This window comes from Pantoea folii (assembly GCF_056678875.1).
On record NZ_JBWXON010000001.1, the window covers coordinates 112,485 to 136,718 of the forward strand.

A 24,234-nucleotide genomic window follows, 5' to 3' on the forward strand; every position below is an offset into this window, starting at 1 on the left:
CTTTATCGTTAAGCCAATTTTAATCTTCGCCACGTAGAGTGCCCTCACAGTCACAACCATCAGTAAACGAAGTCAGAATTGCCGAGGCGTAACAGAACTCCTGTTATTTGCCCGCGTCTATAGACCGTGCTGAGCTGTGTTATCCGCTGGAGAGTACCTTTGCTGCGACTATTATTTCTGTTGATGGGTGGACCGGCGCTAAGAGCGGGTTGGCCTTATCTGACCGGGCTGGGCCTGCTGTGTGCTGGTGCGAGTGCCGGGATCCTGATGGATCTGTTGCAACATGGAAGTTTATCGTTCCCCTTGCATGTGTTAGGGGTATTCCTTGCGGTCGAAGGGCTGGCGGAAGCGATGAGTGCAATCTATTCGCCTGCCGGCATTGCCTGGCCACCTTTGATGAAATCTGCAGGGCTGATGCTGTTTGGCCTGTTGGTATTCATTGCACCGCATGATAGCAGCCTCTGCTTCTCACTGGGTTTTGCCTTGATTTTTTTACTGGATGGCGGGTTCCGTGTCATTTCATGCAGCCTGATGCGCTGTCGGCGATGGACGCGGAAATTCAGCCTCGGATGCGCGGAAATCCTGTTCAGCCTCCTGATTGCCATCCATTGGCCGCTGGCTCCGCATGTGATCGTGCCGCTGTGTTTTGCACTTTTGCTGGCGGGATGGGGCATCAATCTCTTGTTTATGGGAGCGCAAATTCATGCGCTGCCAGAGAACACCAGTGTCACCGCACTGCCTATCTTTACCCGCAAAGGGCTGCGTGCGCCGCATGGATTGAATTATGAACATCCGCCGCTGCAGGCTGGGCATACCAGTGTGCCGCTCAATGTCTACATCTGGACGCCGTTGGGTTCGGGCGATGTCGCCGGACGTCGTCCATGGTTTGACCGTTGGGTCGCAGCGATTGACCATCGCGGTGAAGTATCAACCGGCCATACATCGTTAGAGATGGGTGATGAACTCTATATCAGCCTCTACCCGGTTGATGACGTTTCACGCAGCTTGCGCGGTTTCCTGAAAACGCTGCGCGCAAAAGAGGAGTTCGACGTTGAGGGTTGTTTGCTGCCATCACTGGAAAGTGAGATCAAAAGGTGGTGTCGTCCGGATAAACGTCTGGTTCTCACGCATTACAATCAGGCAGCCTTGCGCAATTACTGGCGCGCGAATGCAACCGATACCCGCTATAACCTCACATCACGTAACTGTTCGACCAGCGTAATGCAGGCGCTGGACGTTGCTACTGAAGGCTTGTTGGGTGAACACGGTTTGAAAGGGCTTTGGGTCATCCTCAACCCTGATTTTTGGTTGTTGAGTCTGGTACGCAGCCGCGCAGAAGGCATGACGTGGACGCCAGGACTGGTGATGGATTACTGCATTTTGCTGCGCCGTGTGCTGGAAACTCAACAGCGAACCAGCCGCTATCGCAAAATTATTCATCGTTTAAGAGTCGAACTGCTCGGCGCACGCATGGTCGTGCGCAGTTTGTTACGTTGACCGTTTTTGAACAGCATTCAGGCAAAACCATTCTGTTGCAGAATGGCTCTGGCCGCTGTTGTACTGAGAAAGGCGGCAAGGGGATTAGCAGAGTGGGTGAAAGTCGCCCATCCATATTCCGCCTGAATGTTGAACGGTTCCGGGATGCTCAATACCTGCAAATGCGGATGATTTATTAGACGTGGAGCATAGCTGGCGTAGCCAATGAAGAGATCTGCGTGCTGTTGGTCGATTAACCATTGTGCTGCCAGTTCGCCCGTGGGGACAGCCAGGCTATCGATGCCACCCACCAGCTGACGCGCGCGCTGTTTCAACCTTTCACCGCAGTCTGGATAAACCTGTCCGATATTGTCAAACAGCTGCCAGGTGTAATCGCCGGAAGGGTCGCTTAACGGCGTCGATGTTGCCAGCCGCAGGTCGTCACGTTGTAAAAGTGTAAGCCAGGTGTCGTTTTCGGTGACAACGTCACGTCTTGCGGTCAAACATAAGCTGTTAGCGGCAAATTTTCCGGTGTGCATTGCCAGACCGCGCTGTAACAGCGTGGCCGGGTGCTTAAGATTGGCGGATGCAAACAGATCGCAGCGTTCACCTTGTTCAATCCTCTGCCGAAGTAAGCCTGCAGGGCCAAAGTGGGTGTCGGTCGTCAGGCCAGACTGATGATGAAAGGCTGCTATCAGATCCGGCCAGACACCGCGCAGACTACCGGCTGCCAGAATGTGCAGCGTTGTCATGATAGGCGGTCCGATAAAAATGCTGATACCAGCGATCAGCCTGCTGTTGCATATCAATATCGCGGAATTTGTCCGGATAGAGTTTCTTCGCCATCCAGAGCTCACCTAAGCCGATAGCTTCTGGCATTGGATATCCCCAGGCTTTGGCATATTCCGGCATCAGCCAGACCCGATGATGCTTCACCGCGTCAATGGTGCGCCAGCGTGGATCTTGTTGGATCTCATCCACCACTTGAGGATAGCGATCCTGGACAAAAATCACCTGAGGATTCCATGCCACAACTTGCTCCATGCTGACTTGCTTGAAACCCTGAACGGTCGATGCCGCAACGTTGTAGGCGCCCGCGTGCAACATCATCAAACCGGTGTATTTGCCAGAACCATAAGTGGTGAGGTCCGGATTGGCCATGTAAGCACGAACACGCTGTTGCTCAGTTAAACCTTGCAGACGATCGCTCACCAGTTTACGTCCGGCAAACGCCGCGGCAATCAGCGCTTTGGCCTGTTGCTGCTTATTCACCACCTCACCAATCAAGGTAATCCCTTCTTTGATGCCGAGATCGTAAGCTTGATTCTCATTCTGCATGCTGGGGTTAATCTTGCCTTGTTCCCCTGCATCGTCATGGCGTAAGGAAATAGCCAATACCGGAATGCCCAGCGCCGAAATCTGGTCAATCATCTCTTTTGGCGCGTAGTTAGTGACAAAAACCACCTGCGGATGCAGCGCCACCAATTTTTCTAAATCCACATGGGTAAGATCGCCCAGCATGGCTTTCTGTGTCAGTTCAGGCACCAGCTGCGCGTAGCCATCACCCAACTGTTGCTTCCAGTTCGCGAGGATGCCGACGATCTTATCGGTCGCGTTGAGTTGCACCAGCAGGTTCAGCGTTTGGTGCTGTAGCACCACCACGCGATCGACCTGATCGGGGATCGTCACCTGACGACCAATTTGGTCGGTCACCACACGGCTGGCGAAGGTGTTCAAAGAGGTCAAGGTGAGTAAGCCCGCCAGAATCAGGCGGTTAAGCGTTGTGTTCATGAGTTATCCCTGCAGCGTAATGCAATGGATTATATAGCGCTAATTGGCAGGCGCCTATGACTCTTTCAGTGATACGCAGTCGTCGGACGACATGGCACAGCGTCATCTGCTACTATATCGGCCCAATTGCAGCGCGATCCGCTGTCAATTTTCACCTGTCAAATCAAAACAAAAGCCATCGGGCGAATCAACCTGCATGGCGGTGGAGTAGTGGTTGTTATGTTGCACGATGTAGGAATTATTAATGTCTGGACGTTTCTGGCGGGTGCGCTGGTGATTATTCTGCTGCCCGGCCCAAACAGTTTATACGTGCTGCGTACTGGGATGAGCCGCGGTGCTAAAGCGGCGTCTAAGGCGATAGCAGGGGTGATGATGGGTGATCTGATTCTGATCTTCCTTGCCTGGGCCGGTGTTGCGACGCTGATTCGCACCAGTCCGCACATTTTTATGGTGGTGAAGTATCTGGGCGCGATGTTCCTGCTCTACTTAGGCGTAAAAATCATTCTGGGTGCATTGCGCAAGCGCGAAGGTAACCAGCCCGCTGAAGCCGTTAAAATAGAAAATTATTTCCTGCGCGCACTGCTGCTGGGCGTGACCAACCCGAAAGCCATTCTGTTCTACGTCTCCTTTTTCATCCAGTTTATTGATCCAGCAGTCACTCACACTGCGCCTGCCTTTGCAGTGCTGGGCTCGATGATTCAACTGATCAGCCTGAGCTATTACCTGATTTTGCTGATGGCGGGCAACGTGATGGTTCGCTTTCTGAAAAACCGCACTCGTCTGGTAAAACTGGGGAATATGCTCACGGGCATGTTGTTCTTTGGTTTTGCTGTGCGCTTAATGAGTGCACAAAGTTAATTTTATCCCCAGCGCTAATATCCAGGAAACAGCAGGAAAACCTGCTGTTTCCCTTTTCGGGTAGCATTTAAATCATCCCGGCTTTCTACTCCCACCAAAATTTGTTGTGACCCGCCCAGCTTTTTTCTTTTAATTTATTCGACGTTCTTAATGAGCAGGATATTGTTTGCCATAGTGCAGTGCACTATTGGCGTGCACCGTTAAGGCGCAGAAAAGATTAATGACTGCGGACACAAGCGGATATTTAACTGGCACCACTCTTGCATACTCTTGTATATACATGAGTGTATCACTTGTCGCTAACACCCCATAATCATAACAGAAGGAAATAACTATGTTTTCTCTCCATGCTGTGAAGAAATCAGTTTCTCATGTTTGCTGCTTAGGTTTATTCACACTCGCGGCACACTCTGTTTATGCAGCGGAAGCAGCGCCTATCAAAATGGGGGTTGAACCCTGGTTGGGCTACGGCCAGTGGCACATAGCCTCGGCAAAGGGCCTTTTTGCCAAATCTGGGTTGAACAAGGTTGAAGTGATTAACTTCGCCGAAGATAAAGATATCAATGCGGCGCTGGCGAGTGGTCAGATTGATGCCGCCAATATTGCTACCCACACCGCTATGGGGATGATCTCCGCCGGGCTGCCGGTAAAAATCGTCCTGGTGCTGGATCAGAGCAACACGGCAGACGCCATCCTGGCGAGCAAAGAGGTCGGCAGCGTTAAGGAGCTCAAAGGCAAGCAGGTCGCATATGAAGAGGGCACCACCAGCGATATCTTGCTGCGCAGCGCGCTGGCATCGGCAGGATTATCCTTTAATGATATTAAACCGGTGCCGATGCCTGCAGCTTCGGCTGGTAGTGCCATCCTGGCTGGAAGAGCACCCGTAGCAGTCACCTACGAGCCGTATCTCAGCGTGGCGAAGAAATCAGACCCGAGTATTAAAATGTTGTATAGCGGATCTTCCGATCCAGGATTAATCAGTGATGTGCTGGTCGTGCGTGATGATTTTATTAAAAGCCACCCGGATGAAATCAAATCATTAATTAAAACCTGGGGTGCGGCGCTCGATTTTTATAACGCTAATACCACTGAAGGTCGCGCCATTATTTCTAAAGCGGTGGGGGCTACGCCTGCGGATTTAGATACCGCCTTTGATGGGGTTAAATATTTCACCTTGAGTGAAAACAAAGCCTACCTTTCACATGATTTTACCAGCAAGACGTTCCCGCATATTTTAAAAGCGGCAACCGAGGCCGGAATTGTGACCCAACCGGTGACGCCTGCTCAAATCATTGATGCAGAGTTTGCCAATCAGCAGTAAGCGTTAATAGCGCCTCTCTGCCGCACCTGTCAGCGGAGAGGCATGAAAACAGGAGGGGGCATGAGTTCAGTTGAGTTGCAGCGGGTTAATCGGCAGGCGAAGAAAAAACGCCGTCGGAGTCACCTATTAACCATTGGTAAAGAGCCAACGAGGGCGCAATTTTTAACTATCGCGATTCTGGTTTTCGTGTGTCTGATTCTGGCCTGGTGGCTGGCCACCTCCTCAGGGGCCATCAAGCCTATTTTTCTGCCTGGCATTGAGCGCGTCTGGCATCAGATGGTGACGCTGGCACAGAACGGCACTTTGCAAAGTGATATTGCCAGCAGCCTGTATCGCATGGTGATTGCGTTCGCTATCTCTTCGGCGATGGCCATTTTCATTGGTGTTCTGGCGGGTTGCTACGGTTTGTTTAAAGCCATAGTTGAACCTCTGGTCGATTTTATTCGCTATATGCCGGTGGTGGCGTTTGTCCCTCTCACCATTTTATGGACGGGTACTGACGATATTCAGAAATTCCTCGTGATCTGGATTGGTACCTTCTTTCAGCAGGTGCTGATGATGATCGATGCCATCAAACGCGTGCCACCTGATTTCGTCGGGCTGGGTCGTACCCTTGGCTTATCCGATCGCAAAATCTTACTGCGAATTGTCATTCCCTCAGCTTTACCCGCAATTTGGGATGCATTGCGCATCAGCCTCGGTTGGGCATGGACATGGTTAGTGCTGGCCGAATTGGTGGCTTCAACTTCGGGTCTGGGCTATCGCATTGTGGTCTCGCAACGCTATTTCCAGACCGACACTATTATTGGCTACATCCTGTTATTGGGGCTGCTAGGCCTGATTACCGACCAAATCATGCGCGCCGCTGAGCGTGTGTTATTCCGCTACAACCGGAGACGTTCCTGATGGCGAGCTTAACAATAAATCAACTGGAGAAGAGCTTCGCACAGGGCAAATCCCGACGCCGCGTGTTGCACGGTATCGACCTGACGCTCAACGACAACGAGTTTGTCTCGATTGTTGGGGCTTCCGGCTGCGGCAAAAGTACATTGCTATCGATTGCGGCCGGTCTGGACGATTTTGACAGCGGCGATGTGCTGGTGGATGGGCAACCGATTCCCGGCCCAGGACTGGACCGCGGCGTAGTGTTTCAATCTTACACTTTGCTGCCGTGGCTGACGGCGCGCGGCAATATTGAATTTGCCCTGAAAGCCGCAGGCACACCAGCCAGCCAGTGCCGGGAAATCGCGCAGCAGCATCTGGAACTGGTGAAACTGGGTGATGCCGCCGATCGCTGGCCCAGTGAACTCTCGGGAGGGATGAAGCAGCGTGTGGCCATCGCCCGAGCGCTCTCGTATCGCCCCAAAATTCTGTTAATGGATGAGCCTTTTGGCGCGCTGGATGCCATGACGCGTCACCAGATGCAGCAGTTACTGATTGAGATTTGGGAAAAGCATCGCCTGACGGTGATGTTTGTTACGCACGATATTGAAGAAGCCGTCAGGCTGTCGGACCGCATTGTGGTGATGGGCCCAGGAAAAATCGATACCACTTTCGCGGTGAACTTACCGCGCCCCCGTCATGAGGGGATCAATCGCGTACCTGAATTTATCGAGCTGCAGCATCAGGTGCTGAGCCGCATTCACCAACACGAATTCACGCACTGACAATATTGAGGATTTACTATGGCCGTTTCATTTCATGATCTGTCAACGTCTGACGTATTACCTGAGCAGCTATTCAAACGCACCGAATCTGACCTGTCGAGTTTTGCCGAGAAGGTGAAGCCGATTATTGAAGCAGTCAGAACTGAAGGGGATCAGGCGTTAATTCGCTTTGCCCGTGAATTCGATGGCGTGCAGCCAGAAACCTTTACCATCAAGGCTGACGAACAGGAGTTCGATGCGGCATTCGAACGCGTTGATCCGCAGGTGATCGACGCGATCCGTTTCGCGGTGGAGAATATCCGAGCGTTCCATGAAGCACAGAAGCCCGAGGAGATGTGGTGGAAAGAGATGCGTCCTGGCGCTTTTGCCGGTGATCGCCATGTTCCGATTGATGCCGTAGCCTGCTATGTCCCGCGCGGTAAGGGCTCATTTCCCAGCGTGTTGCTGATGACAACCATTCCCGCCATTGTCGCCGGTGTGCCGCTGCCCATTGTGATTACGCCCCCAGGCCCGGATGGCACTGTGGATGATGCGACGCTGGTTGCTGCGCGACTGGTGGGGATTGAGCACGTTTATAAATGTGGCGGTGCACAAGGGGTGGCGGCAGTGGCGTTCGGCACCGAATCCATTCCGAAATGTTTGAAGATTGTCGGCCCCGGCAGTCCCTGGGTGGTAGCGGCCAAACGTCAGCTTGCGCATTTGATCGATCCCGGTGTGCCTGCGGGTCCTAGCGAAAGCCTGATCTTAGCGGATGATTCGGTGAATGGGGCATTGGCGGCGCTCGATCTGATAATTGAATCCGAACACGGCCCGGATAGCTCGGCTTATCTGGTGACGTCCAGCCGTCGCGTGGCGGAAGAGGCCATCGCCGCGCTACCGGGCTACTGGCAGCAGATCGGTGAAAAAAGGGCAGATTTCTCCCAGCGCGTACTCTGTGGCGACCACGGTGGCGTGATCCTCACCAAAGACTTCGCCACGGCGATTGAATTCGTCAACGCGTACGCCCCGGAACATCTCGAAGTGCTGGCACACGAACCGATGGATGTGATGATGAAAATCCGCAATGCGGGTGAAATTCTGCTGGGAGAGCATTCGCCGATTGTGCTGGGTAACTTCGTGCTCGGGCCTAATGCGGTGTTACCAACCAACGGGGCGGCGAAAACCGCAGGACCGCTCTCGGTGTTTGACTATATGAAGCGTATGTCTATCGCTTATGTCACCAGCCGGGGCTATCAGGAATTGGCTCCTAAAGCCAAACGCTTTGCGGAATATGAAGGGTTCCCCGGCCATGCATTGGCGGTGTCAGATATCCGACAGACCTTACTGAAAGGTGGGCGCGATGAATGATCGCCTGCGTCCTCCACTTGCGGCAGAAGCGCGTCGTTTAACCAAAGAAAACCAGTGGGAACGTGCCAGCGAGAAACTTCAGCAGTTGATCGCAGATGTCACCGGGATCGAGGCGATCAGGCTGCAGATCAACCGCGATCAATACAGCCTGAACTCTTTAAATGGTCGCGTGCTGCTCGCGGATGGGCGCACGCTGTTTTTCAAATTCCATCACGAAGAAGGGGAAGAGCACACCATTGATGAGTATTACCGCGCTGAACTGCTGCGTGAGCATGGCTTCGCTGTCGATGTGCCGGTTTACACCTGCGGTGAACCGGGGCGACAAATTCTGCTGTACAGCTTACGCAACGATCAGCGTCTGGCGGATGTGTGCCGTGCAGTGGAATCCACAGCGGACTGGAAGCAATCAGCAGCGATTATTGAGGCTCAGCGTCGCGCCGATAGCGATATTCTCGCTCACACGCTGCCCACGTTGCGTATGGCAACGGCGGCAGAAGTGGCAGCTGAATCTATTTATCAATTGTTCTGGAATCGACTGGTTTCCGAGGGTGATCCGGATGGCTTGGGTGGACGAGTAGCGCAGTTCTATATTAGGCAGCGCTTCACGCTGGGTGAGGTGCAGCTCGATTGGGAAACTCTGAGCCAGATGCATTGGCAGGTCAACGGCGTGTTATATCCCCAGACTCTTCACCAGCTGTTCCTGGCTGCGGGAGAAGTGTTGAAACCTGCTGCGCTGGCGTCTCACGGTGTCGTGGTGGCACATGGTGATGCACACAATGCCAACGTATGGTACGAAACGCAGCACGGTGAACCTGAACTGGTGAGTTTCGACCCTGCTTTTGCGGGTAGCAATATTCCCGCTTTACTGGCTGAAATTAAAGCCACGTTCCATAACATTTATGCGCATCCGTGCTGGTTGTATGAACCTGACGATGCCGCCGCCCGCTATCAGGTCAATGTGCGGTGCGATGGCAACACGCTGATTGTTGAACATGACTGGCAACTCAGCCCGCTACGCCGCGCATTTCTGACCAGTAAAGGAGAGCTTTACTGGAAGCCTTTGCTTGCAGCCCTGCAGGAGAAAGGCTGGCTGCCCGGCAACTGGCAACAGATTATGCGGCTGGCGTTGTTCTGCTGTCCGACGCTGGTGATGAATTTACGTGCCGGCTCATCCAGTAACCATAATCCGACAAGCTCAGCGATTGGCTTCTCGGTTGCCGTGATGCTGGCGTGCGGCGGAGAGGATGAATTCACCCACTGGATCAACAGCCTGATCACGGAGAACTGAGATGAAAGCGATACGCCTCAAAAGTATTGGTCAGGTCACTGTTGATGAACTCTCCCCACCCGATTTGCCCGCCGGATGGGCCAGGATCAACGTGCACTCAGCAGGAATCTGTGGCTCCGATTTACATAATTTCAAAACTGGAAAGTGGATTGCTCATCTTCCGGTAACACCAGGACATGAGTTGTTCGGCGTCATTAGCGAAATCAACGGCGAGAGCGACCGCTTCCAGCCAGGCATGCGCGTAGTCGCTGATTCGCGCGTGTATTGCGGCCATTGCGCATTTTGCTCGTCTGGCGCGATGAACCTGTGCGAGTCCCTGGGCTTTGTAGGAGAAGTGTTTGACGGTGGTTTTGCTGAACAGGTGGCGTTACCGCTAAGTAGTTTGCTGGCGGTACCCGATGCGATTCCCGATGAGATAGCGGTATTGAGTGAACCGCTAGGCGTGGCGTTGCGAGTGGTGAATCAACTCAATCCCGCAGAAGGTGATGCTGTGTGTGTCACGGGCGGCGGAACCATCGGAGGTTTGACAGCGTTACTTCTGCACCGCCTGAAAAAATGTCAGGTGCAGTTAATCGAACCGAATGCGCAGCGCTATAAATTGATCGCTTCTGTCGTGCCGCTGTCCACGCCCCAAAATATGCCTTGGGTGTTGAAGCCTCAGGATTTCCTGCCGCACTCTCGCAGCTGATCGCAGGGATAACTTCGGGTGGTCGCATTGCGATGGTCGGAATATTTCACCATACGGACGGCATTGATCTGAATGCTTTAGTGGAGCGGGAGATCACGCTGGTGGGTTGCAGTGTCTTCCAGCATGAACAGCAGGCGGCACTGGATATCATGGCCTTGCTGGCGGACGACTTAACAAGGCTTATCGCGCCACCGGTGCAGCTGGATGATGTGCCTGAAACCTATCAGACGCTGATTGCGGGCAAATCGGCCTTCCTGAAAACGGTAATCAAATTATGAGTGTCATGACGTCATTTTCCTTACAAGGTAAAAACGCATTGGTCACGGGCGGGACACGTGGCATTGGTTATGCGCTGGCACAGGCGTTGGTTCAGGCCGGTGCGCGTGTGACGATCACCGGTCGTGATGCGGTTACACTAAAAGCCGCGGTGGCGCAGTTGCGCGCCTCTGGCGTAGAGGCACAGGGACTGATTCTGGATGTCACTCAGGTTGAAAGCATCCAACAGACGCTAGCCGCTGCGGGGCGGGTGGATATTTTGATTAACAATGCAGGCACCGAACAGATTCGCCCTTCGCTCGAAGTGGATGAAGCGTTGTGGGATACCATTGTTGGCACTAACCTCAAGGGCGCATTTTTTTGTGCTCAGGCGGTGGCGAAAAACATGGTTTCTGCGGCATCCGGCGGTGCGATCATTAATGTGTGCTCGCTGACCACCTGTGTGGGCGTGCCCGGCGCCGTTGCCTATGCCAGCTCCAAGTCAGGATTGGCGGGGATGACGCGCACGCTGAGCGCGGAATGGGCGGCGCATAACATCCGCGTGAATGGCATCGGTCCCGGCTACTTCGAAACGGAAATGACTCAGGTGTTTTATCAGGATGACGCGTGGCGCGACGCGATGCAGAAAAAAATCCCGCTTGGTCGATTTGGTGAATTCGACGATCTGGCCGGCAGTGTGGTTTTTCTTAGCTCGGAGGCTGCCCGATATATCACCGGGCAGATTCTGTATGTCGATGGGGGATATCTGGCCTCTATCTGATCTGCAGCATCTCTTGCCGCAGGTCTGCAAGGGTGTTGCAGCCTAATTGGGCCAGCGTGCGGTCAACTTCCTGAACCAGCGCAGTGATCACCTCGTTCGCCAGTGCTTCGCCACCTGCGGCCACCGCATACAATAAGGGCCGTCCAATCAATACGGCATTAGCCCCGAGGATCAGCGCTTTAATCACGTCGGTGCCGCGGCGGAAACCGCTGTCGATCAGGATGATAAATTCATCACCGACCGCCGCTCGCACACTGGCAAGCACAGACATTGGGCTGGCGGTACAATCCAGTTGTCTGCCGCCGTGATTCGACAGGACAATGCCTTGAGCACCGATTTTTTGCACCATAAGGGCATCATCAACGGTCATGATGCCTTTCACATACAACGCGCCGTCCCACAGTGAGCGGATCCACGCCAGCGTTTCCCAGCTCAAGGTCTGGTCCATTTGCTGAGCGAAGTAAGTGGCACCGCCGGCTCCTTGCTGCTGTTCAGCGGGCAGGTAAGGCTTAAGATTGCCGAAGCCCGGCATACCGTGTGGCACCAGAGTGCGCAGCACCCAGCCCGGTTTCATCGCCACGTCACAGAGTGCCGGGAATGAGAGTTTCATGGGCCGTCGATAGTGCTGCTTATCGCGCTCACGATGACCAAAATGCACCGCATCAACGGACACCACCAAAGCAGTACAGCCTGCGTCTTTGGCGCGACTGATCAAATTCTCAGTTACTTGCTTATCTTTAAGGACGTAAAGTTGAAACCAACGTTCCTGATGACCAGTCGCTTGTATATCCTCAATAGAAGCGGTTGAAACGGTGCTCTGGATATGGCCAATGCCCGCCTGAGCCGCAGCGCGGGCGAGCATGAGATCGGATTGATTTCTCAGCATGCCGTTATAGCCAGTGGGAGCAACAAGAAGGGGGGCAGCCAACTGCGTGCGGCCAAGGGCAACACCGATATTCCGCTGACTGGAATCGCGTAATACTGAGGGTAAAAATCGCCACTGTTGAAAGATAGCCCTATTGTGATTGAGCGTCACTTCCCCCTCTGCGCCACCATCAATATAGTCGAAAGCGAAATGGGGCAGTGTGCGTCTCGCTTTTGCGCGCAGTTGTTCTGGATTGAGCTTCATCTTTATCCCTGTCTGTCATTCGAGGTTACCTACCTGTATAGACAACCTGCAAGCAGCATGCCAATGATTTCACTGCTGAGGTTCAGAGAAGCTCAATCCGCGAGTCAGCCCAACCAACCAATCAGTGCCGCAGCGCACAAGCAATAGCCACCGAACAGATGCCAGCGATCATGCTCCAGCCAGCGGGAAAGCCAGCGTAGCGCCAGAAGTCCGGCGACAAAACTCAGTATCATGCCCACCAGGCTGGGCAGAAGCACGCCGCTGCTCACTGCGACCGTACCAGCAGAACCTGAACTGAAAGCACGCAGGCCCTCTTTAACGATCACCGCCGGTGTCAGCACCACGGCTAACGCAAAACTAAATTCTTCCGCACGTTTACGGGCCACACCCAATGAAAGACCGGTAGAAATCGTGGCGCCAGAACGAGAAAAACCGCGAAATGGCAGGCATAAACCCTGAACGAAACCAATAACTGCAACGCTTAAGGGCGAAAGTTCGCCGCGATCTTTTCCTTTCAGGCGTGAAGAGAGGATAATTAATAAGCCTGCGGCAGCGAGACCACTGGCGATTATTTTACTGTTACTAAACAACGACTCTATTTCAAACGTGTCGGCGTTTGCGGCGAAGAAATATTTAATCAGCTTCATCAGCGCCAAACCCACTACGCCGGTCACTGCGGTGGCGAGAATAATTAAAAATACATTCTTCTTAAATGCACGGCCCGAACTGAAATAGGTCTCCCGCCAGTTATTCCAGAAATAAACAATCACCGCGAACATCGTGCCGGTATGCAGCATCACCAGCAACAGTGTCATATCGGGGGCCGCAGGGTCCAGCCCCAGGAGTTTCTCCGTCATAATGACGTGTGCAGAGCTGGAAACCGGCAGTAACTCTGCCAGCCCCTGTATTACGGCCAGAATGGATACATCGAAATAATTCACCCGTTCGCCCTCAGATAAAATAATGGGAATTGAGACCTGACTTAACCTCGCACACCCTGACACATTTCTCATTTTAGCCGTGATAAGTATTATCCTATTCGTGATGTCGTTTATGAAATGTTTACTGAATTAAAAATCGAATAATACGCAGGTTACAACTGCATGACGTGGCGCTGTATTTTCCGATGATGTTTTATCCAGCCAGTGACATTTAGCAACGCTGAAAGCAGCCTGCATCGGTGATGACCAAAATGGCGCATCGCTGCGCTATTTTTGTGCTTCCTGTTAAACCGAATGCATTAAAACGAAACATAAGTATTCGATCTTGTATCCAAGTCCGTATCCCATCAGGCGTTATCTCCTCGCCGCTGATTGTTGGCACCTTCTGGCACGCAAACTGCATTAATCCCATTAAGTGACCAAATCGGGAGATGAATCATGTTTGAGGCTTTACTGGATGAGGATGCTACTACATTGGCAGCGCTGATCCGCAATGGCGAGGTGTCTGCCCGCGAATTGACGCAAGCCGCGTTGGATCGTATGGAAAAACGCGAACCACTGATTCGGGCTTTTTGTACGGCATCACCCGAATTGGCGTTACAGCAGGCATCAGTGGTGGATGCGAAGCGTGCACGCGGTGAAGCGCTGGGGGCTTTTGCGGGTGTGCCATTGGCGGTAAAGGATCTCATTTGCACGGCGGGTGTGAAAACCACCTCCGGTTCGGCAGCCTATGCCGATTTCATTCCTGAAGATGACGACATCACCGTCGAGCGCCTGCTGGCTGCTGATGCTGTGCTGCTGGGGAAAACCACTGCGCCCGAGTTTGGTTATAGCGGCGTTGGGCACAATCCGCTGTTTCCTTCACCGCGCAATCCCTGGGATTTGAGCAAAACGCCCGGCGGTTCCAGTGCCGGATCCGGCGCGGCGCTCGCCGCTCGCCTTTGCCCGATGGCATTGGGCAGTGACGGCGGCGGATCGGTACGTATTCCAGCGGCGCACTGCGGCGTTTATGGATTCAAGGCCTCGATGGGGCGGGTGCCGTTATGGCCCGGCTGCCGCGATGAACGCTTTCCCGGCGTCTCTAGCTGGGAATCACTGGAGCATATTGGCCCCATGACACGCACGGTGCGAGACAGCGCACTGATGATGTCAGTGATGGCAGGCCCGGATATGCGCGATCGTCACTCCATTCCCTGCAGCGACGTTAACTGGATTTCCTCTCTGGAAAAACCCTTAAACGGGCTGCGCATTGCGTTTAGTGCCGATTTTGGCTATGTGGCCGTCGATAAAGAGGTGCGTGACGTTGTCATTAAGGCCGCTCGACATTTCGCCCGTGAACTGGGGGCGGAATTAGAAGAGGTTGATCCAGAGATTGCCGATGAAGGCGCCACCTTTGCCGCGCTGGTGGCCTTTGAAAGCGATCTCACAGGCATGCGTCAGATGCAAAGCGAACTGGGCTCACGCATGTCACCTCATCTGAGCGCCATGCTGCAACGCGAATGGCGCGCTGAACACTTTACCGACGCCAATACCGCACGCAAGAAGATCTGCAATCAGCTGTGGCGATTTATGCAGCGTTACGACTTGCTGTTGACGCCAACGCTGGCAGTGCCGCCGTTCCCGCTCAACATGCAGGGACCGGAAATCATCGATGGGCGCATGGTGCGCAGCGATCATTGGTTGTCGTTCTGTTATCCCTTCAATTTCACTGGCCAACCGGCGGCCTCAATCCCTGCGGGCTTCACCGCCAGTGGCTTGCCGATTGGTCTGCAAATCGTGGGTCGTCATCTGGACGATGGCCTGGTGCTGGCGGCAAGTGCCGCTTTCGAGCGCATCCAACCGTGGAATCACCTTTATCCTGCCTCAATCGGAGTTGCCCATGAGTAACAAATCCTCCCCTGCGCTGGAGCAGGAATTTGAACACGAGCCGGTTCCTTTAAGTCACCGTCACTCGACGCGGTCGGTATCCGCTGTCTGGTTCGGTTTCCCGATGATCCTTACCAACGCGTTGTTTGGTGGCATTATTACCTGGCATTTGGGTTTCTGGCCCGCGCTGATTGCCATCCTGCTCGGCAATCTGGTGCTGTTCGCTTATGTTGGCGCACTGAGTTGGTTTGCAGGTAACACCGGGATGAACTTCGCCCTGCAGGCAAAGCGTACCTTTGGCACTAAAGGCTATATCCTCGTTTCCGGTTTTCTCTCGACCGTCGTGATTGGCTGGTATGCGTTTCAAACGGGTTTAACCGGTACAGTCATTAACCAAACCTTTGGCTGGAACGCACTCGCGGTGACCGCTATCGCCATGGTGCTGTATACAGGCGTCACCTTCCTCGGCGTGCGTGCTTTGTCGATCCTGGGCATGATTGCCGCACCGTTGTTTGTGGTGCTCGGTTTGGTTGCACTGTGGTTGATTGGGCAGGATCACGATTTCAGCACCATCACTCAGTTCAAAGGCAGTACTGGTGCCGTCGGCGCCATGAGCATGGGAACGGCGGTGACCATGGTGGTGGCAGGATTCGCCGATTCGGGCACCATGACCGCGGATTTTACCCGCTGGTCGAAAGACGGCAAATCAGCGGTTATCGCGGCGTTTTCCGCCTTTCCTATGGCGAACGTCATCTCATATCTGTTCGGTGTGGTGATTGTAGCGGTGGGCGCGGCGGTTGATCCGGTCAATAATGGGGGCAATTTTCTGCCGATGCTGATGAACCATGGCATGTTACTCTCCATCATCGCTTTCCTGTTTGTTTTCATTAACCTCGGCTCTGTTTGTACCCATTGTTTGTACAACGGCGCCGTTGGCTTCAGCCATCTGTTCAGCAGCAAGATGCGAGTCTGGACGTTGATTCTCGGGGCGATCGGCGGAGCGCTGGCGCTGGCGGGCGTGTGGTCCTACTTCCTCGAATGGCTGAGTTTGCTCGGCATCGTGGTACCGCCGTTTGGTGCGGTCATGATCGTTGACCTGATCTTCATGGCAAAAATCAGCGAGCAGCGCAAAACCTGTCGTCTGCGCGGTAGCGCTTTTGCCGCCTGGGCGGTTGGCAGCTTGTGTGCGGTGATTGCCCACATTGAATTCCCGCAGTTTGGTGAAGCGGTGATTGGCCTGGTGACGGCTGCTGCCAGTTACACTTTGATTGTCAAACTGAAACGTGAAAACGCAGCGAGCCTGATGGAGCAGAAAAATGCCTGAATTCACCATTGATTCAACACCTTATCCCTGGCCCTTTGATGGGCGGTGTACGCCTGCGGATACCGCACTGATCATTATCGATATGCAGACCGATTTTTGTGGCAAGGGCGGCTACGTCGAGAGCATGGGGTATGACATCGCACTGACCCGCGCTCCGATAGCGCCTTTGCAGCGCGTGCTGGCACGCATGCGGGAGTTAGGCTTCCCGATCATCCATACGCGTGAAGGCCATCGTCCTGACCTGAGTGATTTGCCGGCCAATAAACGCTGGCGTTCAAAGCGGATGCAGGCGGAAATTGGTGCGCCGGGTCCCTGTGGTCGCATTTTGGTGCGCGGTGAGCCGGGCTGGGAAATTATCCCGGAGCTGGCGCCACTGGCGGGTGAAACCATCATTGATAAGCCAGGCAAAGGCTCTTTTTATGCCACCGATCTTGAACTGATCCTGCGCAGTCGGGGGATGCGTAATCTTATCATCTCGGGTATTACCACCGATGTCTGTGTGCATACCACGCTGCGCGAAGCCAACGATCGCGGCTTCGAATGTCTGGTGCTGTCCGATTGCTGCGCCGCGACCGAGCTAAAACACCACGAAGCGGCACTGAGCATGATTCACATGCAGGGCGGTATTTTTGGTGCGGTGGCCAGTTCGGAGACGTTGCTGGCGGGCCTGGCTCAACCTTCCGCCGCGTTAAGCGTTTAACCATTGCAGATAATGCCCCGGCCACTCAGTCGTTTGTGTGCCGGGCTTACCCAATCCAAAACCATGCCCCCCGCTGGGATAGCGATGCATCTCAACCGGCACATGCTGTTCCTTACACGCGGCAGCCATGATCAAAGTATTGTGCGGATCGGAAACAGGATCGTCTTCGGCCTGAACCAGGAAAAACGGCGGTGATTGCGGATTAACGTAGGATTGAACCGACCAGGCGGTATCCGCGCTGAGTGATGCGTCTTTCCCGACCAACACTTTATGCGTGGAGGTGTGCTCATAAGGTGGCTCAAGCGTAATGATGGGATAGATCAGCGCGGCACGATCGGCCGTTGCGGGGAGATTGTCCATTGCATCACTGGCCTGATAAGCGTGAAAATCCGCGCGGTTCGCCGCCATTCCCAGCAGGTGCCCGCCAGCCGAAAAGCCCAATACGCTGACATTGTTCTCACGGTGGCGCACGATACGCAGTGCGCGCTGTGCATCCTGAAGTGACACTAACGCGCCATCTTTCCAGCCTTCCTGCGGCAGGCGATAACTCAGCACATACGCTGTGTAGCCTTGTGCCGCCAGCCACGCGGCAGCGGGCCAGGCTTCTTTGCCCATTTCGATACGCGTATAGCCGCCGCCAGCCGCAATCAGTACAGCGCGTCCCTTCGGCTGAACAGGCTTGAAGACGGTGAGCGTCGGCATGGCAATATTCCGCTGCGCGCCTTTGGCACTAAACGTCATCGCCCCTAAAGGTCCACCGCCACCAGGCGGTTGTTTTGGCCACAAGGGCAATACCTGTGCGGGTTTTGCCGCGGAAGCGGCCAGGCTAAAGCCGCTGCGCGCAGCAAAGGGGGAGAGCAGTAAACCGGTAAGAAAGTGGCGACGGAGCATGGCCGATCCAGACTGAATGCAAAAAGGTATTGAATCAGAAGAATCGGCAGAGAGTATGAAGAAGATGTTGTTAAGTATGACCAATCAACTCATTTTCCTCACGCTATGTGATGCAACGTCTCACCTACAGCGTCAAACAAGCGATCCAACTCGGCAGGCTGTGTATTGAACATCGGTCCAAACTGCAGCGTATCGGCACCGAAGCGCACATAAAAACCAGCTTTCCATAGTGCCATGCCCGCATCAAACGGTCGAATGGTGGCATCGCCGTCGCGCGGAGCAAGCTGGATGGCACCCACCAGACCGCAGTTGCGGATATCGATGACGTTCGGGCAATCACGCAGCGCATGCAGTGCATGGGCAAAATGCGGTGCCAGCTCGGCGGATTGCGCAATCAGCGCGTCATGTTCCAGTAACTCCAGCGTCGCCAGGCCCGCCGCACAGGCCACCGGATGGGCAGAGTAGGTGTAGCCGTGAGCAAATTCAACCGCGTGTTCTGGCAGTTTTTGCGCCATAAAGGTGTTGTAGATTTCGCTGCTGGCGACCACGCCACCCAGCGGCACCGCGCCATTGGTGATCTGCTTGGCGAAATTGAGAATATCGGGCATGACGCCAAAATACTCAGCGCCGCTCCAGCGGCCCATGCGGCCAAAACCGGTAATGACCTCATCGAAGATCAGTAAAATATCGTGCTGGGTGCAGATTTCACGCAAGCGTTGCAGATAGCCTACCGGTGGGATAATCGCCCCCGCAGAGCCGGAAAGAGGCTCAACAATCAGGGCGGCGATGTTAGAAGCATCATGCAGCTCAATCAGTTTCAGCATCTCATTAGCCAAGGCCACACCGCCGGTTTCGGCCTGGCCAGCAGTGAAGGGCAGATCGGTTTGCAGCGTGTGTGGAATATGGTCAACGTCCATAAACTGACCGAACATCTTACGATTGCCGCCAATGCCGCCCAGGCTGGTTCCGGCGATATTTACGCCGTGGTAACCTCGCGCGCGTCCGATAAATTTGGTTTTCGCCGGCTGGCCTTTGATGCGCCAGTATGCGCGCGCCATCTTCACCGCCGTGTCTGCTGATTCCGAGCCCGATCCGGTGAAGAACACATGGTTTAGATCACCCGGCATATGCTGGGCAATCTTGTCTGCCAGCTGAAATGACAGCGGATGGCCGTACTGGAAGCCGGGCGAATAATCGAGCGTACCCAGTTGTTTCGCCACCGCCTGCTGGATTTCACTGCGGCAGTGGCCCGCGCCACAGGTCCATAAACCGGAAAGGCTATCAAAAATCTGCCGTCCTTTATCATTAGTCAGCCAGCGGCCTTGAGCGCCGACAATGATACGGGGATCGCGCTGGAAATTCCGGTTGGCAGTAAACGGCATCCAGTGCGCTTGCAGATTGAGATCGGTAGTGTTGACAGCATCAGACATGATGTTTCTCCAGACAGGTGTATGAAGAGTTTGCATTTAACGGTTAGTTAAGTTAAATCCCTATTAATTCATCTTCAGTTATTGATTTACTCACCTATATGAAAAGCAAATCGCTCGCGCAGGTCACCGACTTTGATCTCAAATTATTGCGCCTGTTTAAAACTGTGAATGAGAGCGGCAGCTTCTCTGCAGCAGAAAGTTTGTTGGGCATGACGCGATCGGCCATTAGCCTGCACATGGGCGATCTTGAAAAGCGACTTGGCATGCGATTGTGTCAACGCGGACGGGCGGGTTTTGCCTTGACCGAAGAAGGGCGTGAGATCCTGCGACACAGCGAAAGTATGATGGCGGCTATCGAGCAGTTTCGCCTGCAGGTTAATCAGATGCATAAGCAGCTGCGCGGGGATTTGAATATCGGGATTATCAATAATCTGGTCACGCAACCACGCATGAAAATTACCCATGCGCTGGAGAAACTGCATGAGATAGGTCCGGATATTCGGCTGAATATCAGCATGATGACGGCCGCAGAGATTGAAAGAGGGCTGATGGATGGTCGCTTGCACGTCGGTGCGCTGCCAGTCACTTCGCCGATTTCCGGCCTGGATTACATGCCGTTATATGATGAGCGGTCGCAGCTTTACTGTAGCAACACCCATGCGTTGTTTTCCCTCGAGCCAGATGAAGCGCAACTGAAGGGATGTGATGCCATCGCACCCGCTTTTCGCATGACGGCAGAAGCGATTGCCATGCACCAGAAACTCAATTGCAATGCCACGGCAACCGACCGCGAAGGCATTGCCTTTTTGATTCTCACCGGCCGCTTTATCGGTTTCTTGCCTGACCATTATGCCGCACAGTGGGTGGAGAAAAAGATGATGCACGCCATCGCACCGGAGCGTTTCCACTTCACCAGTAAGATCGCCGTGGTGACACGCAAAGGGCGCAGCCATAATGCCATTCTTGAACGATTTTTACAGGCGATTGATTGGGAATGAGTCTTACCACAAGGCGTAAAAAGAACACGTTACTAGTTACAACATACTTTAAAGCTGCATCAATACGCTAAATGCCGGCTATTGTGCGTCATCAGTCTACAGGAAAGAAGGGAGCGTCAGTCACTGCAGAATATGACGAACCTCCCTGCTTTAAGTTGTAAAAGGGGGTGCATGATGCCGCAAGACGTGATCAACTGGGCTCAGATGACATTAAGCTTGAGTTACAGCGGCTGATTATGGCTTATCTGTAAAGCTAGCCAAAGAAGAGCAGGGTGACGAGAGCCACCCTGATATATACGGTTAGGCGCGCTTCGGCTCACCACGCACCGGCAGATCGCCAGCGACGAAATAATCTGCTTCGCTGCGCGGCAACGGCTGACGTCCACGAATGTTATCCGCGATCTTTTCACCGATCATAATAGTGGTGGCATTCAGGTTGCCAGTGATGATCAGCGGCATAATTGACGCATCTACCACGCGCAACGCCTGCAATCCATGCACACGACCTTCACCATCAACCACTGCCATGCTATCGCTGCCCATTTTGCAGGTGCCGCAGGGGTGATAGGCGGTTTCCGCATGGTTTCGCACAAACTCATCCAACTGTTCATCAGTCTGGCAATCGAGGCCTGGACTGATTTCTTTGCCGCGATACTTATCCAGCGCGGGCTGATTGATGATCTGGCGCGTAATACGAATCGCATCACGAAATTCCTGCCAGTCCTGTTCATGCGCCATGTAGTTGAACAAAATAGCCGGATCACGACGCGGATCGCGCGATTTAATCTGCACATGCCCACGGCTCGGTGAACGCATTGAACCTACGTGACACTGGAAACCGTGCGCTTCAACGGCGTTAGAGCCGTTGTAGTTAATCGCTACTGGCAGGAAGTGATACTGAATGTTCGGCCAGGTAAACTCTTCGCGGCTGCGGATAAAGCCACCGCCTTCAAAGTGGTTGCTGGCACCGACGCCAGTGCCGTTGAACAGCCACTCTGCACCGATTTTCGGCTGGTTCCACCATTTCAACGACGGATAGAGTGACACCGGTTCTTTGCACTCGTACTGCAGGTACATTTCGAGGTGATCCTGCAGGTTTTCGCCGACGCCCGGCAGATCATGTACCACCGGAATGTCGAATTTGTTCAGCAGTGCAGCAGCGCCCACGCCAGAACGTTGCAGAATCTGCGGCGAGGCGATGGCACCGGCGCACAGCAACACTTCACGTCGCGCATGCACCTGATGTGGCGTGTTGCCCGATCCCTGCAAATATTCCACGCCCACCGCGCGCTTGCCTTCAAACAGGATGCGATCGGTGGTGGCATGGGTAACGATTTTCAGGTTCGGACGAACTTTGGCGGTATCGAGATAGCCGCGCGCGGTGCTGGATCGACGACCTTTCGGCGTGACGAAGCGATCCATTGGACCGAAGCCTTCCTGCTGGTAGCCGTTCAAATCTTCCGTGCGCGGATAACCTGCTTCAACACCGGCTTCGATCATCGCAGCAAACAGCGGATTATTATCAGGCTTACAGGTGGTGATGCTGACCGGGCCTTCGCCGCCGTGATAATCATTGGCGCCAATATCGCGGGTTTCTGACTTGCGATAGTAGGGCAGGCAGTTCAGGTAGCTCCAGCTTTCCAGCCCAGGCTGCTGAGCCCAGTTATCGAGATCCATCGCGTTGCCGCGGATATAGCACATACCATTGATCAGCGATGATCCGCCCAGACCTTTACCGCGTCCGCACTCCATGCGGCGGTTATTCATATGTGGCTCAGGCTCGGTTTCATACGCCCAGTTATAGCGTTTGCCCTGCAACGGATAAGCCAGCGCGGCTGGCATCTGCGTGCGGAAATCGAAGCGGTAGTCAGGGCCACCCGCTTCTAAAAGCAGCACATTCACGCTGCTGTCTTCGGTCAGTCTTGTTGCCAAAACGTTCCCTGCGGATCCGGCTCCGATAATGATGTAATCAAATTCCATTAGTCGCTCCTCAGGTTAAAGCTCAATTAAAATACGGACTGAAAACGAGATAACTCGACCTGCACCGACTTCACCTGGGTGTAGTTTTGCAAGGTCATCAGGCCATTTTCACGGCCAATACCGGAGTGCTTGTAACCTCCCACCGGCATTTCGGCGGCAGATTCACCCCAGGTGTTGATCCAGCAGATACCCGCTTCGATCTGGTGAATCACGCGGTGTGCGCGGTTCAGGTCTTGCGTGACTACGCCCGCAGCCAGACCGAAATCGGTGGCATTGGCGCGACGTACCACTTCTTCTTCGCTTTCGTAAGTCAGAATCGACATCACCGGCCCGAAGATTTCTTCACGCACAATGGTCATCTCATCACGGCAGTCGGTGAATACGGTCGGTTCAACCCAGGCTCCGTCATCGAAATCGGCGCCGCTCAGAAGTTTGCCGCCGCACAGCAGACGCGCGCCTTCGTTGATACCGGATTCGATATAACGCATCACGTTGTCACGATGGGGGAAGCTCACCAGCGGGCCGAAATTGGTGTCAGGATCGTTGAGGTCACCCGCTTTGATGCGTGCAACACGTTCAGCGATTTTCGCTTCAAACGCGGCCTGGAATTTTGCCGGGATAAACACGCGCGTACCGTTGGTGCAGACCTGGCCTGAGCTGTAGAAGTTGGCCATCATGGCGATGTCGGCGGCCAGATCGAGATCGGCGTCATCAAAGATAATCAGCGGCGATTTGCCACCCAATTCCATAGTGACTTCTTTCAAGGTGGAGCCCGCAGCATTCGCCATCACTTTTTTGCCGCTGGCCACGCCGCCGGTAAAGGAGACTTTATCGATGCCCGGATGGTCAGTCAGCAGTTGACCAGTGACCGCGCCACGACCGTTCAGCACATTGAATACGCCGGCAGGCAGGCCCGCTTCGGTGTAAATTTCTGCCAGTTTTAATGCTGTAAGTGGGGTGACTTCGCTCGGCTTAAAGATCATCGCATTACCCGCTGCCAGCGCAGGCGCGGATTTCCACAAAGCGATCTGAATCGGGTAGTTCCACGCACCAATACCAGCGACCACGCCGAGCGGTTCACGGCGGGTATAAACAAACGCCGTGTCGCGCAGTGGGATCTGCTGGCCTTCCAGCGTCGGGATCAGACCGGCGTAATATTCCAGCACGTCAGCACCGGTCACGATGTCAACATATTGGGTTTCGCTCAGCGGCTTACCGGTGTCGAGGGTTTCCAGCGCGGCCAACTCGTCGTTGCGCTCACGCAGAATATCGACGGCACGGCGCAGAATGCGTGAGCGCTCCATGGCGGTCATCGCGGCCCAAACTTTCTGGCCTTTTTGCGCGGCAGCGACGGCACGATCAACATCGGCCTGTTCCGCCTCATGTACTTCGGCCAGAACTTCGCCATTGGCCGGGTTGATGGTCTGGAATGTATTACCTGCGCTCGCCGCAATGAACTGACCATCGATATACAGCTGCTGTTCGGTGAATCGGGACATGATT

General features: G+C 54.1%; 22 protein-coding genes. 14 read left to right on the plus strand and 8 right to left on the minus strand.

Translation table 11 applies throughout. The features are described from left to right. Nucleotides 1-159: 159 nt before the first annotated feature. The gene (locus AC1MDE_RS00630; RefSeq protein ID WP_480344108.1) at nucleotides 160-1,497 is read left to right on the plus strand and encodes a hypothetical protein; all 1,338 of its coding nucleotides are present in this window, start codon (nucleotides 160-162) and stop codon (nucleotides 1,495-1,497) included. Nucleotides 1,498-1,514: 17 nt separating this feature from the next. On the opposite strand, the gene AC1MDE_RS00635 is transcribed toward AC1MDE_RS00630, so the two are convergent. Both AC1MDE_RS00635 and AC1MDE_RS00640 read right to left on the minus strand, forming a co-directional pair. Continuing rightward, nucleotides 1,515-2,228 (minus strand): substrate-binding domain-containing protein, encoded by a 714-nt coding sequence (locus AC1MDE_RS00635; RefSeq protein ID WP_479402003.1) that lies wholly within the window; start codon nucleotides 2,226-2,228, stop codon nucleotides 1,515-1,517. Further along, complete coding sequence (locus AC1MDE_RS00640; RefSeq protein ID WP_480344109.1) at nucleotides 2,197-3,267, minus strand: ABC transporter substrate-binding protein; 1,071 nt, start codon at nucleotides 3,265-3,267, stop codon at nucleotides 2,197-2,199. The genes AC1MDE_RS00635 and AC1MDE_RS00640 overlap by 32 nt, the downstream gene beginning before the upstream one ends. A gap of 219 nt (nucleotides 3,268-3,486) precedes the next feature. Between AC1MDE_RS00640 and leuE the strand changes: the two genes are divergently transcribed. The 9 genes from leuE to AC1MDE_RS00685 all read left to right on the plus strand — a co-directional run bounded on the left by leuE (nucleotide 3,487) and on the right by AC1MDE_RS00685 (nucleotide 11,472). Continuing rightward, nucleotides 3,487-4,125 carry a leucine efflux protein LeuE gene (leuE, locus tag AC1MDE_RS00645; protein WP_058961387.1) on the plus strand — a complete coding sequence of 213 codons (639 nt, stop codon included), beginning with the start codon at nucleotides 3,487-3,489 and terminating at the stop codon, nucleotides 4,123-4,125. A 334-nt stretch (nucleotides 4,126-4,459) separates the two neighbouring features. Continuing rightward, on the plus strand, nucleotides 4,460-5,446 hold the full coding sequence (locus AC1MDE_RS00650) for an ABC transporter substrate-binding protein (protein ID WP_480344110.1): 987 nt from the start codon (nucleotides 4,460-4,462) through the stop codon (nucleotides 5,444-5,446). 60 nt (nucleotides 5,447-5,506) lie between these two features. Next, nucleotides 5,507-6,352 carry an ABC transporter permease gene (locus AC1MDE_RS00655; RefSeq protein WP_058961330.1) on the plus strand — a complete coding sequence of 282 codons (846 nt, stop codon included), beginning with the start codon at nucleotides 5,507-5,509 and terminating at the stop codon, nucleotides 6,350-6,352. Beyond that, a complete protein-coding gene (locus AC1MDE_RS00660) occupies nucleotides 6,352-7,113 on the plus strand; it encodes an ABC transporter ATP-binding protein (RefSeq protein ID WP_058961331.1) in 762 nt (253 codons plus the stop codon). The genes AC1MDE_RS00655 and AC1MDE_RS00660 overlap by 1 nt, the downstream gene beginning before the upstream one ends. Before the next feature lie 18 nt (nucleotides 7,114-7,131). Continuing rightward, nucleotides 7,132-8,460, plus strand: a complete 1,329-nt coding sequence (gene hisD / locus AC1MDE_RS00665; protein WP_058961332.1) for a histidinol dehydrogenase — start codon at nucleotides 7,132-7,134, stop codon at nucleotides 8,458-8,460. Further along, a complete protein-coding gene (locus tag AC1MDE_RS00670; RefSeq protein ID WP_479415139.1) occupies nucleotides 8,453-9,748 on the plus strand; it encodes a hypothetical protein in 1,296 nt (431 codons plus the stop codon). Before hisD ends, AC1MDE_RS00670 begins: the two co-directional genes overlap by 8 nt. 1 nt (nucleotide 9,749) lies before the next feature. Further along, nucleotides 9,750-10,436: a zinc-dependent alcohol dehydrogenase gene (locus tag AC1MDE_RS00675; RefSeq protein WP_480344111.1), complete on the plus strand. Its 687-nt coding sequence runs from the start codon at nucleotides 9,750-9,752 to the stop codon at nucleotides 10,434-10,436. Next, nucleotides 10,391-10,714, plus strand: coding sequence for a hypothetical protein (locus tag AC1MDE_RS00680; RefSeq protein WP_480344112.1), 324 nt, complete (start codon nucleotides 10,391-10,393; stop codon nucleotides 10,712-10,714). The genes AC1MDE_RS00675 and AC1MDE_RS00680 overlap by 46 nt, the downstream gene beginning before the upstream one ends. 5 nt (nucleotides 10,715-10,719) lie before the next feature. Next, a complete protein-coding gene (locus AC1MDE_RS00685) occupies nucleotides 10,720-11,472 on the plus strand; it encodes an SDR family NAD(P)-dependent oxidoreductase (protein ID WP_479403162.1) in 753 nt (250 codons plus the stop codon). Here the strand turns inward: AC1MDE_RS00685 and AC1MDE_RS00690 are convergent. Together AC1MDE_RS00690 and AC1MDE_RS00695 are read right to left on the minus strand one after the other, a co-directional pair. After that, entirely contained in the window at nucleotides 11,465-12,601 is a 1,137-nt protein-coding gene (locus AC1MDE_RS00690; protein ID WP_479403161.1) for an alpha-hydroxy acid oxidase, read from the minus strand. The genes AC1MDE_RS00685 and AC1MDE_RS00690 overlap by 8 nt on opposite strands. Nucleotides 12,602-12,705: 104 nt before the next feature. Continuing rightward, nucleotides 12,706-13,542 carry an undecaprenyl-diphosphate phosphatase gene (locus tag AC1MDE_RS00695; protein ID WP_479403160.1) on the minus strand — a complete coding sequence of 279 codons (837 nt, stop codon included), beginning with the start codon at nucleotides 13,540-13,542 and terminating at the stop codon, nucleotides 12,706-12,708. A 438-nt stretch (nucleotides 13,543-13,980) separates the two neighbouring features. Here AC1MDE_RS00695 and AC1MDE_RS00700 point away from each other — a divergent pair, with 438 nt between their 5' ends. From AC1MDE_RS00700 to biuH, 3 genes are read left to right on the plus strand one after another with little or no spacing between them, the layout of a single operon-like run. Next, nucleotides 13,981-15,429 carry an amidase gene (locus AC1MDE_RS00700; protein WP_479402010.1) on the plus strand — a complete coding sequence of 483 codons (1,449 nt, stop codon included), beginning with the start codon at nucleotides 13,981-13,983 and terminating at the stop codon, nucleotides 15,427-15,429. Next, nucleotides 15,422-16,732 carry a purine-cytosine permease family protein gene (locus AC1MDE_RS00705; protein ID WP_479402011.1) on the plus strand — a complete coding sequence of 437 codons (1,311 nt, stop codon included), beginning with the start codon at nucleotides 15,422-15,424 and terminating at the stop codon, nucleotides 16,730-16,732. The genes AC1MDE_RS00700 and AC1MDE_RS00705 overlap by 8 nt, the downstream gene beginning before the upstream one ends. Next, a complete protein-coding gene (gene biuH, locus AC1MDE_RS00710; protein WP_058961339.1) occupies nucleotides 16,725-17,432 on the plus strand; it encodes a biuret amidohydrolase in 708 nt (235 codons plus the stop codon). Before AC1MDE_RS00705 ends, biuH begins: the two co-directional genes overlap by 8 nt. Here the strand turns inward: biuH and AC1MDE_RS00715 are convergent. Then, nucleotides 17,421-18,323, minus strand: coding sequence for an alpha/beta hydrolase (locus AC1MDE_RS00715; RefSeq protein WP_182058957.1), 903 nt, complete (start codon nucleotides 18,321-18,323; stop codon nucleotides 17,421-17,423). The two genes, biuH and AC1MDE_RS00715, sit on opposite strands and share 12 nt — an antisense overlap. A 98-nt stretch (nucleotides 18,324-18,421) precedes the next feature. Beyond that, on the minus strand, nucleotides 18,422-19,753 hold the full coding sequence (aptA, locus tag AC1MDE_RS00720; RefSeq protein WP_058961341.1) for an omega-aminotransferase AptA: 1,332 nt from the start codon (nucleotides 19,751-19,753) through the stop codon (nucleotides 18,422-18,424). A 98-nt stretch (nucleotides 19,754-19,851) separates the two neighbouring features. Here aptA and AC1MDE_RS00725 point away from each other — a divergent pair, with 98 nt between their 5' ends. Then, entirely contained in the window at nucleotides 19,852-20,751 is a 900-nt protein-coding gene (locus AC1MDE_RS00725; protein WP_058961342.1) for a LysR family transcriptional regulator, read from the plus strand. A gap of 300 nt (nucleotides 20,752-21,051) precedes the next feature. On the opposite strand, the gene betA is transcribed toward AC1MDE_RS00725, so the two are convergent. After that, a complete protein-coding gene (betA, locus tag AC1MDE_RS00730) occupies nucleotides 21,052-22,731 on the minus strand; it encodes a choline dehydrogenase (RefSeq protein ID WP_058961343.1) in 1,680 nt (559 codons plus the stop codon). Between the two features lie 26 nt (nucleotides 22,732-22,757). Further along, nucleotides 22,758-24,230, minus strand: a complete 1,473-nt coding sequence (gene betB / locus AC1MDE_RS00735; RefSeq protein ID WP_480344113.1) for a betaine-aldehyde dehydrogenase — start codon at nucleotides 24,228-24,230, stop codon at nucleotides 22,758-22,760. Nucleotides 24,231-24,234 lie beyond the last annotated feature (4 nt).